The organism is Nisaea denitrificans DSM 18348 (genome assembly GCF_000426505.1).
In the GTDB taxonomy this organism is placed as follows: domain Bacteria; phylum Pseudomonadota; class Alphaproteobacteria; order Thalassobaculales; family Thalassobaculaceae; genus Nisaea; species Nisaea denitrificans.
The window spans coordinates 374433-391735 of sequence record NZ_KE384532.1 but is presented as its reverse complement, the minus strand read 5'-3'; the positions used below and the strand labels follow the sequence as shown (position 1 = coordinate 391735).

Sequence of the window (17303 nt, the reverse complement as noted above, 5' to 3'; positions counted from 1 at the left end):
GCAGAGCCGCTGTCTTGACTGTTCCCACCCCAGCGGATGAGGAGTCCCTGCTTGGATAATGTGGACAAATTGCGAGACGAAGAGGGTCGGTTGCTCGCGCTGCAACGCTATCAGATCCTCGAAACCAGCGAAGAAGATGCGTTCGAGCATGTCGTCAACCTCGTCCAGAATATTCTGAACGTCCCCATGTGCGCAATCTCTCTTGTCGAACACCAGCGCCAATGGTTCAAGGCGAAACGCGGCATCGAAATGAGCGAAACGCCCCGTGATGTATCCTTCTGCGCCCAGGCCATCAAAGATCGGAACCCGCTCGTCATCCAAGATGCAACATCCGATCCGCGCTTTTCCGAAAACCCGCTGGTGACCGGCGAGCCTCATATTCGCAGCTATGCGGGAATCCCTCTGAGAACCCCGGACGGATATAATATCGGCAGCCTTTGTGCGATCGACACCAAGCCGCGACTATTCACACCATTCGAGGTCTCGATACTCGACCAATTTGCAAAAATTGTCGTCGGCGAACTGGAACTCAGACAGATTGCTTCGAGCGACCATCTCAGTGGCGCCATGTCACGTGGCGCCTGGATGGAAGGCGCCGGCCGGGAGTTGGAACGTGCCAAACGCTACAACCGGCCACTGGCGCTCGCCTTGTTTGATCTGGACCGCTTCAAGGAAGTGAACGATAGCTTCGGTCACCCTGCGGGCGACGAGGTCATCAGAACATTTGCAGCCCTGTGCACATCTGAATCCAGAGACCTTGACCTTTTCGGCCGGATCGGCGGAGAGGAATTCGCGTTGTTGATGCCCGAAACCGATTTTGATCTTGCGGAGCGTGTCGCAGAACGCTGCCGGAACGCTCTTGAAACCACGCCCGTCGCAATCGGGGATCACACGCTTCGCGTGACGACCAGCGCCGGTCTGGCCTCTTTTCGTGAACAAGATTCCCTGAAATCTCTCATCGCACGGGCAGATGCCGCGCTGTTCTCCGCCAAAGCGGCCGGGCGCAACCGGGTGGCCATAGCAGCCAAGGACAGCTTCGGAGCTGACAGCAAAACGGACGTGTCCGGAGACTGATCGCCCCCCACCCGAACACCTGCAGCATCGTTCACGCCGTAATCGTCCGCCGCACCGCATCGCGCCAGCCGGCGTAAAGCCGGTCACGAGCGTCCGCCCCCATGGCCGGCTCAAAGCGGCGCTCCCGGGCCCATTGTTCGGCCATCGCCGCAGGTGACGGATAATAATCGTGCCTCAGGCCGGCGAGATAGGCGGCGCCGAGCGCCGTTGTCTCCGCCACCACCGGCCGGTCGACCGGAGCCCCGAGAATGTCGGCGAGAAACTGCATGGTCCAGTCAGAAGCCACCATGCCTCCATCGACCCTGAGCACGGTATCTCCGCCTTCGGCACTCCAGTCACTGCGCATGGCTTCCAGCAGATCGCGTGTCTGGTAGCCGACGCTTTCCAGAGCAGCCCGCGCGAAATCGGCGGGCCCGGAGGCTCGTGTCAGTCCGTAGAGCGCGCCGCGCGCTTCCGCGTCCCAGTAAGGCGCGCCAAGGCCGGTGAAGGCCGGTACGAGATAGACCCGGTGCGCCATGTCCGCTCGCTCCGCCAGCCCCGCACTTTCGGACGCATCCGAAATCATACCGAGCCCGTCCCGCAGCCATTGCACAGCGGCGCCCGCCACGAAGATCGAGCCTTCCAGAGCATAGGTTGGCTTGCCGCCAAGCTGGTAAGCGATGGTGGTCAGCAACCGGTTGGTCGACTGCACCGGTTTGCTGCCTGTGTTCAACAATGCGAAACAGCCGGTCCCGTAGGTCGATTTCATCATGCCGAGCTCGAAGCAGGCCTGTCCCACGGTCGCCGCCTGCTGGTCCCCTGCCACACCGGAGATCGGGATTGGCGCTCCGAACAGATCGGCGTCCGTCACCCCGTAATCCGCCGATGAGTCCTTCACCTCCGGGAGCATGGAAGCCGGCACCCCGAGGATAGCCAGCAGCTCCGCGTCCCAAGCGCCCTTGTTGATGTCATAGATCAGCGTGCGCGAGGCATTGGTTGCGTCGGTCGCATGCACCTTGCCGCCGGTCAGCCGCCAGATCAGCCAGCTATCCACCGTGCCGAAAGCCAGATGCCCCGCATCAGCCAGTGCCCGCGCGCCCTCCACATTGTCCAGAATCCAGGCGATCTTGGTGCCGCTGAAATAGGGATCGAGCAAGAGGCCCGTCCGAGCCGTGAAGAGCGCTTCGTGACCGGCCTCTTTCAGGCGCGTGCAGAGGGGCGCTGTGCGCCGGTCCTGCCAGACGATGGCATTGGCGATGGCCTTGCCGGTACGCCGGTCCCAGACCACCGTGGTCTCGCGCTGGTTGGTGATGCCGATCGCCGCTATCCGCTCCGCGCCGCCGACCTTCGCGATCGCCTCCCGCGCGGTCTCTACCGTGGTCCGCCAGAGATCCTCCGGGTCGTGCTCGACCCAGCCGGACTGCGGGAAATGTTGCGGAAACTCCTGCTGCGCGACCGCAGCCACGCGCGTGTTCGCATCGAACACGATAGCGCGGCTCGAGGTGGTTCCCTGATCGAGTGCAAGAATAAGCCGGTCGTTGCCAGCCTTTGCGGCTGTGTTCATCTGATCCTCCCTCGGGCCGTGCTGCCCGCGACGCATCGGGCGCCGAGACGATTCAATAGCCCGTCGCAGCGGAAGGTTGCCAGCATAAACAAAACCGCGCCGCCCCTCACGGGACGGCGCGGCTGCATTCAGATCGCTTTTTCAGAGGGCGGCGCGTTACTTCGCGTCTTTCGCCCGCTCCATCGCTTCCAGGATCGTGGTCCGGGCCGACTCGGCGTCACCCATCTCGATAAATTTCACCCACTTGTCCTGTTCGAGATCCTTGTAGTGCTCGAAGAAGTGGACGATCTGCTGGATCAGAATTTCCGGCAGGTCACGATAGCTTTTCACCCCGGCATAATAGGGATGCAGCTTTTCGACAGGCACTGCGATGATCTTCTCGTCCATGCCGGCTTCGTCTTCCAGATGCACGACCCCGATCGGACGGCACGGGATGACAGCACCCGGAACAACGCCGGAACCGGTAATGACGAGGATGTCGGCAGGATCGCCATCGTCGGAGAGGGTGTTCGGAATGAAACCGTAGTTCGCCGGGTAGAACATGGCGGTGTGCAGGAACCGGTCGACCATCATCGCGCCGGAATCCTTGTCCAGCTCGTACTTCACCGGAACGCCGCCCTGCGGAATTTCAATAACGGCATGTACTTCGTGCGGCGGATTGGGGCCAGTCGAGATCTTACTTACGTCCAAGGGTCTTGCTCCATTCGCACGGGACACCTAGCGAGCAGATCCCCGCACACGGTATTCCCGCCTTTTATCGGATTGGCGACAGAAAACTTTTGCGGCGCAGCATTTGCGGCAATGCGGCGCGAAGGTCAAGTGTCGAATGGACGCAGCTATGGAGAAAACCCGGAAATAAGGCTCTTGGCTATTTGATACCGCCCGGTTTCCCAAGCGTGTTGGGGTTATGCTCCCCATGTTCTCCGACATAGCGCGGTTCGGTCTCGGGTTCAGCTGCCGAAGCTGCGCGGATGGCATCCTCAACCAACCTGGCGAGATGATCGCGCATGTCGCCGGAAACCCTTCCCTCGTTCAAAATCTGCAGAAGGCTCTCAGCCGCTTCGAATTCCATGGTCAGATCAACAGTACGCATAGGTCAGCTCCCCCTCGCCGGTGAATCTTTTCCATCCTCGCATGCCGGCGAACGAATTCAACCCCTTGCATTTCCGGGGGTCACGTCGCGGAGATAATCCCCAATCCCGCGCGACTGATCCCATTGTCTTGGATAGCCGAGGGAGACCTCATGGAAACGGGTGTCGTCGACCATATCGGTCCTGCGGGTATGCAGATGCCCGGTGACGACGTCGATGGCGCGGAACCTGCGGTGCCAGTCATGCGTGATCCGGGTGCCGCACCAGGGCACAAATCGCGGAACCCGCGGTATCCGGATCAGATCCTCGCGCAAGGGCCAGTGGTTCACCAGCACGGTCCGCGCGCCCTCGGGCAAAGCCGACAGACGGGCCTCGGTTTCAGCACAACGGGCAGCGCACCAAGCCGGGCGATCCGCGAAAGGTTCGGGATCGAGCAGGACTTCATCCACCGGCACCGCGTGTTTCTCCCGCACCCAGTCTTTCAGGTCGGCGAGCAGAACATCCTCGGGGCGGAAGCTATAGTCATAGAGCAGGAAAAGCGGCGCTATGAAGACCGGCTCTCCATCAAGATCCATCGGCCATCTTGGATAGGGGTCTTCCGGTGTGACCACGCCAGCCGCGCGGGCCAACTCGACAAGATGCCGGTAGCGCTCATCGCCGCGCCGGGCCACCCCGCCGGGCCGCTGATCGGTCCAGAGATCGTGATTTCCCGGCACCCAGATCAGCTTTCCGAACCGTTTGCCCAGAAAGGTCACCGCATCGACAAACACTTCCTCGCGCTCGGCGACATCTCCCGCCAGGATCAGCCAATCCGCACCATGATCGGGAATCTCGGCAAGCGCGTTCCTGTTCACCTCGGAGGCGAGATGGAGATCGGAAATGGCCCAGAGCCGGGTATTTTCGGATTCAGCCGTCACTCTCGACTTCTCCACGCCGTGCCTCCATGGCATCGCGGATGGCCATCCGGCGTCCGGCCATCCAGAGCAGCGCAAGGCACGCAATGGCGCAACCGGCCACAAGCGGCCATTGCAACCCGGCCCACTCCGAGACCCAGCCCATGCCCAGGGCACCGATCGCCGGACCACCCCGGAACAGCATGCCGTAAAGCGCAACCACCCGGCCACGCATATCCTCGTCGACCGCCGCCTGGATCAGGGTCTGCGACCCGGCCCCGTGTGTGACCATCGCGCCACCGGCAACGGCCAGCGCAATGAGTGCCACCCAGAAATTCGATGTCAGACTGAACACCAGCAGCGCCGCGATCATCGCCACCACACTCACGAGGGAAAGCTGAACCAGACCTTCAAGGCCGTTACGCTGACCGAGATAGAGTCCCCCGATCACCGCGCCAATACCCGTGGCCGTGGCCATCATGGAGAGCCCCTCGGCACCGCGGCCGAAAATCTCGGCGGCAAAGCCCGGCAACAATTCGAACACCGGACGCATGGCGATGCAGGTGATCAGCATCAGGATCAGCATCGGGCCGATGCCGGGATGGGTCAGGGCGTAACGATATCCATCGGCCATCTGCGCCAAAATGCCTGCACCATGCTTCGGCTTTCGCCCGTTCATATTCGGCTGGATGATCCACAATGCCGCGATGAAAGGCAGATAACTGATCGCGTTCGCGAGGAAAGCGTAGCCCGCGCCATAGCCGACGATAACCACACCGGCGATCGCCGGGCCGATAAAGCGGGCCGCGTTGAAGATCACCGAATTGATCGCCACGGCCGAGGCCATATCCTCGCGCCGGACCAGATTGGGGATCATCGCCATCCGGGCCGGCTGCCAGAAGGAGACAACGATCCCGGTGAACAGCGCCAGTGAGAACAGCCACCAGATGGTCAGCGCACCGGACAGCGTCAAAACCGTCAGTGCCGTGGCCTGGACCATGTTGAGACATTGCGCGACCCTGGCAATCCACAACCGGTCGAGCCGGTCGGCAAGCGTCCCGGCGAGCGGGCTCAGGATGACCACAGGGAAGAGCTCGGCGAACGCAATGATGCCGAGCCAGGTTGGGCTCTCGGTCAGCTCCCAGGCTACCCAGCCGACGGCAATCCGCTGCATCCACAGACCGATGACGGTCAGGGAGCTGCCGGCGCAATAAATGGCGTAATCGCGATTGCGGAACGCCTGACAAAAGCGAGCCACGGATGTTGTGAGGGACATGAACTGTTTGTAGTCCAATGTCCCGGGCTTGGAAAATACTTAGAACGGGAATGGAATGCTCCCGACTTCGGAATCAATCCGCGGGAATTTCCTGACCGAGCGAGAGGAGCACCACGCAGGACGCGTTGTGCAGCATGTTCTCGAGATCGTCATGCTCAAGCCGGGTCAGGAGGCGGAACGCCTGGATGCAGACGGGGTTGTATTTCGAGTTGGTCGCTTCGTCGGCCATGTCGTTCAGCCATTGCCGCACCGGCTCCGTGCCGGGCTTGCGGGGCATGTTCCGGTACCGGTCCATCATCCCGCCCATCAGCGGCAGCAAGCCGTGCTTTCCGCGCCACACCGCTTCCTCGCGCCGGAATTCAGGCCGATCGTGCACCTTGCCCAACAGATAATGCATCAGGCCGCAGAGGAACTGCTCCAGCCGGCGCATCTCCAGTTCCTCGACATCGGGAACCTTTTCGCACATGGAGCGGGCGAGATCGCGTGCCCAGACATCGCGGTCGAGTGTGCCAGCGCGGGGTATTGCATGTTCTGATCTGCGTATCGGGTCCATAGCGCTGTTCTTACACTCTAAACTCTTTAAATTACGATGAATCTCTTGCCGGTTTTTCCGGATTTCGGGAGAATCTCCCGTCGGCATCTCGCTGTCCAGCCGAATTCCAATTCGAAGTCACTCCTAAATCGGGACATTCCCGCGCTTGAATGCACCGGAAGCCGGGCGTAGGCTCTGCCTTCCGTCTTATCAGCCAGCCTTTCCGAGGAAATAATGAGCTTCATCGCTGACCGTCTCGGCCGGATCAAGCCGTCCCCCACCATCGCCATCAGCGCCAAGGCGCGTGAACTGCAGGCCGCGGGCGGCGACGTCATCGGCCTCTCCGCCGGCGAGCCGGATTTCGATACACCGGCTCACATCATCGAAGCCGCCATCGACGCGATGAAGCGCGGCGACACCCGCTACACGGATCCGGATGGTACGCCCGAGCTGAAGGACGCGATCTGCCGCAAGTTCAAGCGCGACAGCAATCTCGACTATGCGCGCAACCAGATCACCGTAGGCACCGGCGGCAAGCAGGTGCTCTATAACGCGCTGATGGCCACGCTCAACCCGGGCGACGAAGTCATCATACCGGCGCCCTACTGGGTCTCCTATCCGGACATGGTACTGCTCGCCGAAGGTGAGCCGGTTATCGTCCCATGCCCGCAGGAGATGGACTTCAAGCTGCAGCCGGAAGATCTGGAAAAGGCGATCACGCCGAAGACCAAATGGATCATCCTGAACAGCCCGTCGAACCCGTCCGGCGCAGGCTATACGAAGGAAGACATGAAGAAGGTCACGGACGTGCTGATGAAACATCCGCACGTCTATGTCATGACCGACGACATGTACGAGAAGCTCGTCTACGACGATTTCGAGTTCTGCACCCCGGCGGAAATAGAGCCCGGCCTGTACGACCGGACACTGACCGTCAACGGCATGTCCAAGGCCTTCTGCATGACCGGCTGGCGCATCGGCTTCGCGGCCGGCCCGGTCGAGCTGATCACAGCGATCCGCAAGATCCAGTCCCAGTCGACCTCGAACCCGTCCTCGATCAGCCAGGCAGCCTCGATCGCCGCGCTGGATGGCCCGCAGGATTTCATCGCCGAGAACAACAAGGCCTTCCAGGCCCGGCGCGATCTCGTGGTCTCCATGCTGAACCAGGCCAGCGGCCTGAACTGCCCGACCCCGGACGGCGCCTTCTACGTCTATCCGTCCTGCGCCGGCGTCATCGGCAAGAAGACGCCCGACGGCAAGACCATCGAGAATGACGAGGATTTCTGCACCTACCTGCTGGAAGCGGAAGGCGTCGCGGCCGTGCATGGCGAGGCTTTCGGCCTCAGCCCGCATTTCCGGATCTCCTATGCGACGTCCGATACGATCCTCGAAGACGCCTGCGAGCGTATCCAGCGGGCCTGCGCCGCGCTGCGCTGACGCTCTTCAGAGACCTGAACGAAAAGCGCCGCCCGGAGAATTCCGGGCGGCGCTTTTCTTTTTGAAGCGGATCAGCGTTCTGTCAGTGCCAGTTTGAACGCGAAACCGGCAAAGGCCGCCGCGAAGGTTCTTTGCAGCCAGCGCATCGCTCTTGCCGAGGCAAGAACTCGCTGGCTGACCTGCTCCGCCGCAAGGCCGTACATCACGAACACCGCGAACGTCATAACCATGAAAGTGACCGCAAGCAGGAAGAAACGCGCCATCGCATCAGGTGCGCCTTCGGGGACAAATTGCGTCAGGAAAGCGAGGAAAAAGATCGAGAGCTTTGGATTGAGAATATTGATCAACGCGCCCCGCGCCATGATCCGGAGATGTCCTTTGGTGGAGCCTTGCTCCTCATCCGGACGGGTGACCGCAAGTGTACCGCTTGCCCGCCACAGGCCCCAGGCCAGATAGAGCAGATAGGCAACGCCCAGCAGCTTGACCATCTGAAAGGCCACCGCACTCGTATGGAGAAGGGCCGCCAAACCGAGCACACTCGCCAGCAGGTGCGGAACAATGCCGAACGTGCATCCGAGGGCTGCGGTCATGCTCTGCCCCCGACGACCGAACAGGCCATAGGAAAGGGTGTAGATAACGCCCGTTCCGGGAGCGAGCACGACGAGCAGGGCGGTTAACAGAAATTCTGGCGAAAGAGAATCCAGCATCATGATCGGTCCTCATCAAAAATGTCTCTGGAAGACGGCACGGAAAAAGAGTCGCGCCGCAAGGACGGTCGAAAGTCAGGTGTTGAGAAACCCAAGCATCGCCTTGGTGAAGGCATCCGGCTGCTCGAAGTTCGAGAAATGCGCCGCCTCCGGAATCTCGGCATAGCGGGAGCCCTTGATCAGGCCGTGGATCTCGCGGGCGTGCTCCGGCGTGGTTGCCGGATCGTCGGCGCCGACGATCACCAGAGTCGGGATGTCGATGCCGCCAATGGTCTCGCGCTGGTCCATGGCCTGAATGGCGCGGCAGCAGCCGATGAAACCCTGAGGCGGGGTGCCGAGGATCATCTCCCGCACCGTGTCGATATCCTGCTTCAGACGCTGCTGGCTTGCCGGGGTGAACCAGCGCTCGATGGTGGCGTCGACAACGGCCGCCATCCCGCCTTTCTCCACCGTTCGCACCCGGCCATCCCACATTTCCTGCGTCGGCATATGCGCGCTGGTGTCGGCCAGGATCAGTGTCTTCACCCGGTCCCGGTGCCTGACCCCGAGCATCTGACCGACCATGCCGCCCTTGGAGAGCCCGCAATAATCCGCCCTGTCGACACCGAGCCCGTCGAGCAGCGCCACCGCATCCTCGGCCAGCATCTCGATGGAATAAGCACCTTCCGGCGCACCGGACCCGCCATGGCCTCGGCTGTCATAGCGGATCACCCGGAACCCGGCGGACGTCAGGTCCGCAATCTGCGGGTCCCACATATGCAGGTTTGAGGCGAGCGAGTTGGAAAGCAGCAACGGTCGCCCATCCTCCGGCCCGTCGATCCGGTAATGCAGCGTGATTCCGTTGGCGTCGATATGCGGCATGGTTTCCTCCCCGGGTTCTTGCGCCGACGCAGGCGCTCCGGGCCGGTCGGCGAGACTACAGTCTGCGCGGTGATGGCGTGACGTGGCAATCTCGTCCATTGTATTGCCATGGAAGCGGTCTATATCCGCTTTGGAATTAAGCCTTTTGTTACCGGACAATCGATGAGAATGAACCGCTTAGCGGCTGCTGCCGCAGTCCTTGCCGTGCTGTGCGCCGCCCCGGACTTTGCCCGCGCGGAATCCCCCGACAGCGCCTTCACCGTCACGGTTGAGAACGATCTCGTTAACGGCGCCGACCGTGATTACACTAACGGTGTGGCCCTGCAATGGACCGACACGCTGAACCGGGTGCCCGATGGCGTCCGTTACGCGGCGGCACCTTTCATCGATCCGGGCGCGGATATCCGCGTGACCTACCAGCTTGGCCAGAACCTTTACACGCCGCAGGATATCGAGCGAAAGAGTCCCGACCCGGCGGACCGGCCCTACGGGGCCTGGCTCTACGGCGCCGTCGGCGTGCTCGCGGATACCGGCAAAAGCGTGACCTCCCTGCAGCTCAGCCTTGGCGTGGTCGGCCCGGCCGCCCTCGGCGAGCCGGTGCAGAGCTTCGTGCACAGCCTGATCGACACCCGCGAGCCGCGGGGCTGGGACTCCCAGCTGAAAAACGAGCCGGCACTGTTGCTGACGGCGGAACATAAATGGGCCGACCGTCTGCTCGGCGCCCCCTACGGGTACCAGATCGACGCCTCGCCCTACATCGGCGGCGCACTCGGCAATGTCTTCACCCATGTCAACGCCGGCATGATGGTGCGCTTCGGCAAGGACCTGCCGACCGGCGATTACGGGCCGCCCCGTATCCAGCCGAGCACGCCGGGCTCAGGTTACTTCGCGCCCAGCGAGGATTTCGGCTGGTACCTTTTTGCCGGGATCGAGGGCCGGATGGTCGGCCGCAACATCTTCCTCGACGGCAATACCTTCCAGGACAGCCCCTCGGTCGACAAGAAGCTGATGGTGGGCGATTTCACCTATGGAATCGTCTTCAATGTCGGCCGGGCCCGGGTCTCCCTGACCCAGGTCATCCGGACGCCGGAATTCACCAACGACGAGGACTTTTCCAGTTTCGGCTCCCTCGGCGTGGCCTACAGTTTCTGAAGCAGATCAGCCTCCACCGTTTCCGCATTGCCACAATGCCCGGTCGGCCCTATTTTCCCGGCCAGCAACTTTGACGGTATTTGCCCTACATGACCGACCTCAGCCATATCCGTAACTTCGCGATCATCGCCCATATCGACCACGGCAAGTCCACGCTGGCCGATCGGCTCATTCAACTCTGCGGCGGCCTCGCCGACCGGGAGATGAAGGAGCAGGTGCTCGACAGCATGGATATCGAGCGCGAGCGCGGTATCACCATCAAGGCGCAGACCGTGCGGCTTTACTACACCGCCGACAATGGCGAGACCTATCAGATCAACCTGATGGACACGCCAGGCCATGTCGACTTCGCCTACGAGGTCAGCCGGTCCCTGGCCGCCTGCGAGGGCTCGATCCTCGTGGTCGACGCCAGTCAGGGTGTCGAGGCGCAGACCCTGGCCAACGTCTATCAGGCCATCGAGCAGGACCACGAGATCATCCCGGTCCTGAACAAGGTCGACCTGCCCGCCGCCGATGTGCCCCGGGTTAAGGAGCAGATCGAGGACGTGATCGGCATCGACACCTCGGATGCGATCGAGGTCTCGGCCAAGACCGGACTCAACATCAAGGCCGTTCTGGAAGCGCTGGTAAATCGCCTGCCGGCGCCGACCGGAGATCGCGAGAAGCCGCTGCAGGCCATGCTGGTGGACAGCTGGTACGACAGCTATCTCGGCGTCATGGCGCTGGTCCGGGTACGCCAGGGCGTGCTTAAGAAGGGCCAGAAGATCAAGCTGATGCAGACCGGTGCCACGCATCTGGTCGAGAAGGTCGGCGCCTTCACGCCGAAGCTGACCGAATTCAAGGAGCTTGGCCCGGGCGAGCTTGGCTTCATGAGCGCCTCGATCAAGACCGTGGCCGACTGTCAGGTCGGCGACACCATCACCGAGGAAAAGCGCCCCTGCGACACCCCGCTACCGGGCTTCAAGCCGAGCATCCCGGTGGTGTTCTGCGGCCTGTTCCCGGTCGATGCCAACGATTATCCCGACCTACGCGACAGCCTGGAAAAGCTCCGCCTGAACGATGCCAGCTTCAGCTTCGAGGCGGAAAGCTCCGCAGCACTCGGCTTCGGCTTCCGCTGCGGCTTCCTCGGTCTGTTGCATCTGGAGATCATCCAGGAGCGGCTGGAACGGGAATTCAACCTCGACCTGATCACCACCGCGCCGAGCGTGGTCTACCGCATCAACCTGACCAAGGGCGAACAGATCGAGCTGCACAATCCGGCGGACATGCCGGACGTGATGCGGATCGAAAGCATTGAGGAGCCGTGGATCAAGGCGACGATCATGGTGCCGGACGAATATCTCGGCCCGGTGCTCGCGCTCTGCACCGAGCGGCGCGGCGAACAGATCGAGCTGACCTATGTCGGCAGCCGCGCCATGGCCGTCTACAAACTACCGCTTAACGAAGTCGTGTTCGATTTCTACGACCGGCTGAAAAGCATCTCACGCGGCTATGCCAGCTTCGACTATGCGCTGGAAAGCTACGAAGAAGGTGATCTGGTCAAGCTCAGCGTGCTGGTGAACCAGGAGCCGATGGACGCGCTCTCCATGATCGTCCACCGCAACCAGGCCGAGTTCCGGGGCCGGGCCATGTGCGCCCGGTTGAAGGACCTGATCCCGCGGCAGCTCTTCAAGATCGCCATCCAGGCGGCGATCGGCGGCAAGGTCATCGCCCGCGAGACCGTCAGCGCCATGCGCAAGGACGTGACCGCGAAATGCTATGGCGGCGACATCAGCCGGAAGAAGAAGCTGCTGGAGAAGCAGAAGGAAGGCAAAAAGAAGATGCGGCAATTCGGCAATGTCGACATCCCGCAGAGCGCCTTCATCGAAGCTCTCAAGATGGGCGATAACTAGGGCGGTTTTCGCCCGTCGCCCTACGCTGCCCACCCAAGATCGTTATCCCAGACCCCGATCCGGGATCTTTCGACCGTACATGCCTCATGATCACCTAGATCCCGACTCTCCGACCGGGAAGGCGACATAACTGGCCTAAGGTTCAGTTTTTCCCAAAGACCCTCGGATTGAATGTCGTGCTTTCCAGAATGTTCCGCACCTCGTACATGCGCTGCGTGAGATAGTGACGATAGCGCTGACCGCAATCCGCAAGGGAAAGAATCAACCGCTGCTGCTTCCCACGAAAAACCCGCACGAAGGCCTGGTGCATGAGGATGCAGTTCTCCAACTCACCGCGAGTCCAAACCACCTCCGCAGCCACGTCAAGACCGAGCATCCTGATGATCTGCCGCTCTTCGAACCTCTTCCGCAGACGAGGCACGGTTCGGACGAACCTTTTGCTGGGCGCCGCTTTCAGTGTGCAATCAGAAGGGATCACTGACGCAAGCGACGTGTCCGGGACAAACGCGACATAGGCCCGGCCGCGGTCCCAGGTCAGTTGGTCGACCCGGCCTCGCGCGTCCTGTGTCCCAACAACACTCATCCCCGGGCGAAAGACGAGGTTCCAGTCTACTAAGAGCATCCGGTCAGCCTCTTCGATCCAGTCATAGGCATCGGGCTGTTCGGCGCGTCCGCATTCGAACGCCCGGTCCAATGCGAGGAACGCTAAGGCCCGTTCGGTTGTTCTGAGATCACGTTCCGCGAACCAGGAACCATGCTCCACAAGATGCGGGTTCATTGTGCAGCCGGAGAAAGCAAGAAGCATCAACACAGCAATCTTGTGCCCAACCGACCTTATCCCGCGCGCCTTGCTCGGGCTCACAGTTTTGAAGCCAAAACGATGATGAGAAGAGCTGATCATACCAATTCCGCCCGCACCTCGTCCGGGGTCGCCAGCGTGCCACCTTCCGCTGCGATCAGCCGTGCCGCCTCCTCGACCAGCGCGACATTCGTCGTCTTAACCCCGAACGGCTGGTCCTCCAGCCCGACCCGCACATGGCCGCCGCGCTCGACGGCGGGGGCGATCAGCGGGCGGATGTCGACGGCGAGGCCGGCGACCATCCAGGGGGTGCCGGGGGCTTCGGCCTCGCGCAGGGTGTTGTAGGCTTCCAGCGCGTAGAGTTCCGGCGGGAAGCTGAAGGTCAGGCGGTCGGAGAACATGTAGCGATAAAGCGGTGTCGGGCAGCCGGGCGTCGCGCGGTGCAGGGCCGCGCCCTGACGAATGAAACCGGGCTCGTAGATGGCGTAGCTCGGGTGCAGGCCTTGTTCGGCGCAAAGCTCCAGCCCATAGCGGACATGGCTTTCCGGGTTGAAATAGGTGAAGCCCTCGCGGCCCTCGGCGATCCAGGCATCGTGGGTGATGTTGGTGCTGCCGGGATCGACCACGCTCCATTCGATCAGACCGCGCTCGGCCAGGCCCTTCACATGAGCGAAGCGTTGCGCCGGGCTCATCGTGTTGGAGACATTCGGCAGACCCGCCATCGGCAGGGTGCCGTAGATGATCACTTTCTCATCCACCTCGCGCACCCGCTCGATCACTTCGGCATAGGCCTCGGTCGTATCGACCTGCAGGCCGGTAATCACATCATAGGGATGGAAGTGGACGATGGCCGCGCCTGCTTTCGCGCAGGCGATGCAGTCAGCGGCAATCTCTTCCGGCGAGACCGGAATAGAGGGCTGGTTCTTCCGGGTCCAGGGACCGTTGACGGCGGCTTCCAGCCAGATCTTGTTCACGGCGTATCCTTTTTCGCTGTCCCGCAGCCGTCACGACCCGGTGGGTAACAAGCCAGCTTTCTTAACGGGGCAAAAGCTCCCAGGGCCGCATCTTCGCTGCCTTCTTGGAGGTCCGGGCCAACCGGTCGATCAGGGATTGCATCAGATAGCGGATATAGGGATCCATCTCTTCGACCTTGGCCTCGATCAGTTTTCGGTCGACCACGGTCACCACCGTTTCCTCGAGACACTTGACCGTGGCCGTGCGCGCCGTATTCCCGATCAGCCCCATCTCCCCGAACATCTGATTGGCGGTGATGACGTCGAGCACTTTACGATCGCTGCCCGTGCCGATCGAAACCTCGACCGACCCGCTGCGCAGGATAAATGCTTCCCGGGATTCGTCGCCCTCGACAAAGATCTTCTGCCCTTTGCTGTAGCGCCGTGTAGGCGGTTCTTTATATTGCATCGGTAAGCCCCCGTTAATACGCAATGCCGTTAAATGCGTAGCGCTGATCGTCACATGAGCGCAATGACGTGTCCCACAGGGTGACAGAGAGAACCATGATTTCAACACGTCTTTTAGGCCGGTTACTGATCGGGATCGCCGTTGCGGGACTTATCGCCGGGCTCATCGCCTGGCAGCTCGACAAAGACGGTGCCGCCGCCTGGATCTGGGGCCTTGCCACCGTGCCCGTCGTCGTCTCGCTGGCGGTGACCATTGTGCGAGACCTGCTGGCGGGCCGCATGGGCGTCGATGCGGTCGCCCTGCTCTCGATGTCGGCCGCCCTGGCGCTCGGCGAAACCCTGGCCGGAATCGTCGTCGCGGTGATGTATGCCGGCGGCAATGTGCTGGAAGATTTCGCCGTCTCCCGGGCGGAGCGCAACCTGAAGAGCCTGACCGACCGGGCGCCCCGCATCGCGCATCGCCATACCGGCGGCACGCTCGAGGATATCGACATCGAGCAGGTGGCGGAGCGCGACCGGCTGCTGGTCCGTACCGGCGAGATCATTCCGGTCGATGGCGTGATCCTGCAGAACGGTACCGAGTCGAACATCGTGATCGACGAGTCGGCCCTTACGGGAGAGCCGATCCCGGTGCAGCGCCATGCCGGCGAGCCGGTGCGCAGCGGCGCCATCAATGCAGGCGTGCCCTTCACCTTGCAGGCCACCGCCACGGCCAGCGAGAGCACCTATGCCGGGATCGTTGCCATGGTCGCGGCGGCGCAGACCGCGCAAGCGCCCTTCATCCGGCTGGCCGACCGGTTCGCCCTCCTGCTGCTGCCGCTGTCAGTCGTGGTTGCAGGCGGCGCCTGGATCCTGTCCGGCGACCCGGTGCGCGGTCTTGCCGTGCTGGTCGTGGCCACACCCTGCCCACTGATCCTGGCCGCCCCGGTCGCCTTCATTTCCGGCGTCTCGCAGGCAGCCAGACGCGGCGTGTTGGTCAAGGGCGGCGCCGCACTCGAAGCAATGGCGAGGGCCTACACGATCCTGTTCGACAAGACCGGCACACTGACCATCGGCGGCGCCCGGCTGGTCGCGGTGGAAACCGCGCCGGGTGCGGACCCGAGCGAAGTGCTGCGCCTCGCCGCCTGTCTGGAACAGGCCTCCCATCACGTCATCGCCCAGGCCATCGTGAACGCCGCCGAGGCCCGCGGGTTGACGCTGGTGCCGCCGACGGATGTGCGCGAGGACCTTGGCGCCGGTCTTGCCGGCATGGTCGAGGGCAGACGGATCGCGGCCGGCAGCCTGACCATGACCACCGGCGGCAATCAGCGCGCGACATGGGTTGACCGGGCCCAGCGCCGCGCCTCCTGGCGCTCTGCCCTGTCCGTCTTCGTCACCATCGACGGCGAGCTGGTCGGCGCCCTGCTGCTCGGCGACAGCCTGCGCCGGGAAGCGCCGCGCGCCATCCGCGCCCTGCGCGAGGCCGGGATCGGCCGCATCGTCATGGTCACCGGCGACCATGCCGATGCGGCGGAGACCATCGGTGCCGCGCTCGATCTGGATGCGGTGCTGGCCAACCGGGTGCCCGCCGACAAGGTCGATGCGGTCGAGTTCGAGAAAAAGCGTCATTCCACCCTGATGGTCGGGGACGGCATCAACGACGCGCCGGCCCTGGCGGCCGCCGATATCGGCATCGCCATGGGTGCGCGCGGAGCCAGCGCCAGCTCGGAGGCGGCCGACGCCGTGGTCCTGGTCGACCGGCTCGACCGGGTGGCCGATGCGATTGCCATCGCCAAACGCTCCCGGCGCATCGCCATCGAAAGCATCGTCGCCGGCATGGCGCTGTCCCTCGTCGCCATGGGCTTTGCCGCCGCCGGCCACCTGACCCCGGTCGCCGGCGCCATCCTGCAGGAAGCCATCGACGTCGCGGTCATCCTGAATGCGCTTCGTGCACTGGTTCCTCCAGGCCTCGGTATACGGTCGAGCCTGCCAGAGGAAGCAGCCCGGTTGTTGCGCAAGGAGCACGAGGAAGTCGAAAGCTGGCTCGACCAGCTGCGCGCCCATGCCGACGCGCTGGACGATGCACAGGGCGCCGAGGCGTTGGCCCATATCGCCGACGCAAACCGCATCATCAATGACGAGATCGTCCCGCACGAGCGAGAAGACGAGGACACGATCTATCCTCAGCTCGTCCCTCATCTGGGCAATGCACACGGGCTGGCGGCCATGAGCCGGGCACACAGGGAAATCCAGCATCTCGGCCGCCTGCTCGACCGACTGGTGTCTGGCGTAGGCGAAGAGGAAGCGGACCGCTACCTGATCCGAGACGCCCAGCGGATCATCGAATCCGTCGACGCCCTGGTTCGCATCCACAATGCGCAGGAAGAGGATATCTTCGATTTCGCGGCTGGCTGACGGGATAGGCGGAGCCTTGCGGAAACGGCAAAACCGAGCCGTCTTAATTTAAAGTTCATTAATTTCAGATAGTTCGTTAAAAACATCCTGAGTCGCGCAAGCCACGCATGCAATGTTGCGTTGCACAATTCCATTGAGACAATCGTGCGATTCTGTCATAAGTGCGGCAGATGATGCTCTCTCCTGCGTGCCCGGATAAACTGTTCGGGGATGGAAGAGTGAGCGTCGGGC

General features: G+C 62.4%; 16 protein-coding genes. 5 read left to right on the top strand and 11 right to left on the bottom strand.

The window, feature by feature from the left end; all coding sequences use genetic code 11:
• Window positions 1-60 precede the first annotated feature (60 nt).
• A complete protein-coding gene (locus K328_RS0121690; protein WP_245577632.1) occupies window positions 61-1074 on the top strand; it encodes a sensor domain-containing diguanylate cyclase in 1014 nt (337 codons plus the stop codon).
• 31 nt (window positions 1075-1105) lie between these two features.
• Here the strand turns inward: K328_RS0121690 and glpK are convergent, their stop codons facing one another.
• From glpK to K328_RS0121660, 6 genes are all read right to left on the bottom strand, one after another.
• The gene (gene glpK / locus K328_RS0121685; protein ID WP_036555329.1) at window positions 1106-2617 is read right to left on the bottom strand and encodes a glycerol kinase GlpK; all 1512 of its coding nucleotides are present in this window, start codon (window positions 2615-2617) and stop codon (window positions 1106-1108) included.
• 156 nt (window positions 2618-2773) lie between these two features.
• On the bottom strand, window positions 2774-3307 hold the full coding sequence (ppa, locus tag K328_RS0121680; protein WP_028467756.1) for an inorganic diphosphatase: 534 nt from the start codon (window positions 3305-3307) through the stop codon (window positions 2774-2776).
• A gap of 178 nt (window positions 3308-3485) precedes the next feature.
• The gene (locus K328_RS0121675) at window positions 3486-3710 is read right to left on the bottom strand and encodes a hypothetical protein (protein ID WP_028467755.1); all 225 of its coding nucleotides are present in this window, start codon (window positions 3708-3710) and stop codon (window positions 3486-3488) included.
• A 57-nt stretch (window positions 3711-3767) separates the two neighbouring features.
• Entirely contained in the window at window positions 3768-4625 is an 858-nt protein-coding gene (locus K328_RS0121670; protein WP_028467754.1) for a metallophosphoesterase family protein, read from the bottom strand.
• Window positions 4615-5877 (bottom strand): MFS transporter, encoded by a 1263-nt coding sequence (locus K328_RS0121665; protein WP_028467753.1) that lies wholly within the window; start codon window positions 5875-5877, stop codon window positions 4615-4617. Before K328_RS0121665 ends, K328_RS0121670 begins: the two co-directional genes overlap by 11 nt.
• A gap of 73 nt (window positions 5878-5950) precedes the next feature.
• Complete coding sequence (locus tag K328_RS0121660) at window positions 5951-6430, bottom strand: hypothetical protein (RefSeq protein ID WP_028467752.1); 480 nt, start codon at window positions 6428-6430, stop codon at window positions 5951-5953.
• A 213-nt stretch (window positions 6431-6643) separates the two neighbouring features.
• On the opposite strand from K328_RS0121660, the gene K328_RS0121655 reads away from it, so the two are divergent.
• Window positions 6644-7846: a pyridoxal phosphate-dependent aminotransferase gene (locus K328_RS0121655; RefSeq protein WP_028467751.1), complete on the top strand. Its 1203-nt coding sequence runs from the start codon at window positions 6644-6646 to the stop codon at window positions 7844-7846.
• 71 nt (window positions 7847-7917) lie between these two features.
• Here the strand turns inward: K328_RS0121655 and K328_RS0121650 are convergent, their stop codons facing one another.
• Together K328_RS0121650 and pcaD are read right to left on the bottom strand one after the other, a co-directional pair.
• Window positions 7918-8556: a LysE family translocator gene (locus tag K328_RS0121650; protein ID WP_245577626.1), complete on the bottom strand. Its 639-nt coding sequence runs from the start codon at window positions 8554-8556 to the stop codon at window positions 7918-7920.
• Window positions 8557-8628: 72 nt separating this feature from the next.
• On the bottom strand, window positions 8629-9414 hold the full coding sequence (gene pcaD / locus K328_RS0121645) for a 3-oxoadipate enol-lactonase (protein WP_028467749.1): 786 nt from the start codon (window positions 9412-9414) through the stop codon (window positions 8629-8631).
• A gap of 168 nt (window positions 9415-9582) precedes the next feature.
• Here pcaD and K328_RS25400 point away from each other — a divergent pair, with 168 nt between their 5' ends.
• Both K328_RS25400 and lepA read left to right on the top strand, forming a co-directional pair.
• Entirely contained in the window at window positions 9583-10566 is a 984-nt protein-coding gene (locus K328_RS25400; RefSeq protein ID WP_051285386.1) for a lipid A deacylase LpxR family protein, read from the top strand.
• An 89-nt stretch (window positions 10567-10655) separates the two neighbouring features.
• A complete protein-coding gene (lepA, locus tag K328_RS0121635) occupies window positions 10656-12458 on the top strand; it encodes a translation elongation factor 4 (RefSeq protein WP_028467748.1) in 1803 nt (600 codons plus the stop codon).
• 142 nt (window positions 12459-12600) lie between these two features.
• Here the strand turns inward: lepA and K328_RS0121630 are convergent, their stop codons facing one another.
• From K328_RS0121630 to K328_RS0121620, 3 genes are all read right to left on the bottom strand, one after another.
• Window positions 12601-13236, bottom strand: coding sequence for a hypothetical protein (locus K328_RS0121630; protein WP_169721256.1), 636 nt, complete (start codon window positions 13234-13236; stop codon window positions 12601-12603).
• Between the two features lie 119 nt (window positions 13237-13355).
• Window positions 13356-14231 (bottom strand): beta-keto acid cleavage family enzyme, encoded by an 876-nt coding sequence (locus tag K328_RS0121625; protein WP_028467746.1) that lies wholly within the window; start codon window positions 14229-14231, stop codon window positions 13356-13358.
• A gap of 61 nt (window positions 14232-14292) precedes the next feature.
• Window positions 14293-14679, bottom strand: a complete 387-nt coding sequence (locus K328_RS0121620; protein ID WP_028467745.1) for a Crp/Fnr family transcriptional regulator — start codon at window positions 14677-14679, stop codon at window positions 14293-14295.
• A 95-nt stretch (window positions 14680-14774) separates the two neighbouring features.
• On the opposite strand from K328_RS0121620, the gene K328_RS0121615 reads away from it, so the two are divergent.
• Window positions 14775-17072, top strand: coding sequence for a heavy metal translocating P-type ATPase (locus tag K328_RS0121615; RefSeq protein ID WP_028467744.1), 2298 nt, complete (start codon window positions 14775-14777; stop codon window positions 17070-17072).
• Window positions 17073-17303: the final 231 nt, after the last annotated feature.

Coding starts and splice junctions, on each gene's coding strand:
- glpK (WP_036555329.1), bottom strand. CDS start 2,617: ATGAACACAGCCGCAAAGGCTGGCAACGACCGGCTTATTCTTGCACTC.
- K328_RS0121675 (WP_028467755.1), bottom strand. CDS start 3,710: ATGCGTACTGTTGATCTGACCATGGAATTCGAAGCGGCTGAGAGCCTT.
- K328_RS0121665 (WP_028467753.1), bottom strand. CDS start 5,877: ATGTCCCTCACAACATCCGTGGCTCGCTTTTGTCAGGCGTTCCGCAAT.
- K328_RS0121660 (WP_028467752.1), bottom strand. CDS start 6,430: ATGGACCCGATACGCAGATCAGAACATGCAATACCCCGCGCTGGCACA.
- K328_RS0121655 (WP_028467751.1), top strand. CDS start 6,644: ATGAGCTTCATCGCTGACCGTCTCGGCCGGATCAAGCCGTCCCCCACC.
- K328_RS0121650 (WP_245577626.1), bottom strand. CDS start 8,556: ATGATGCTGGATTCTCTTTCGCCAGAATTTCTGTTAACCGCCCTGCTC.
- pcaD (WP_028467749.1), bottom strand. CDS start 9,414: ATGCCGCATATCGACGCCAACGGAATCACGCTGCATTACCGGATCGAC.
- K328_RS25400 (WP_051285386.1), top strand. CDS start 9,583: ATGAACCGCTTAGCGGCTGCTGCCGCAGTCCTTGCCGTGCTGTGCGCC.
- lepA (WP_028467748.1), top strand. CDS start 10,656: ATGACCGACCTCAGCCATATCCGTAACTTCGCGATCATCGCCCATATC.
- K328_RS0121630 (WP_169721256.1), bottom strand. CDS start 13,236: ATGAACCCGCATCTTGTGGAGCATGGTTCCTGGTTCGCGGAACGTGAT.
- K328_RS0121620 (WP_028467745.1), bottom strand. CDS start 14,679: ATGCAATATAAAGAACCGCCTACACGGCGCTACAGCAAAGGGCAGAAG.
- K328_RS0121615 (WP_028467744.1), top strand. CDS start 14,775: ATGATTTCAACACGTCTTTTAGGCCGGTTACTGATCGGGATCGCCGTT.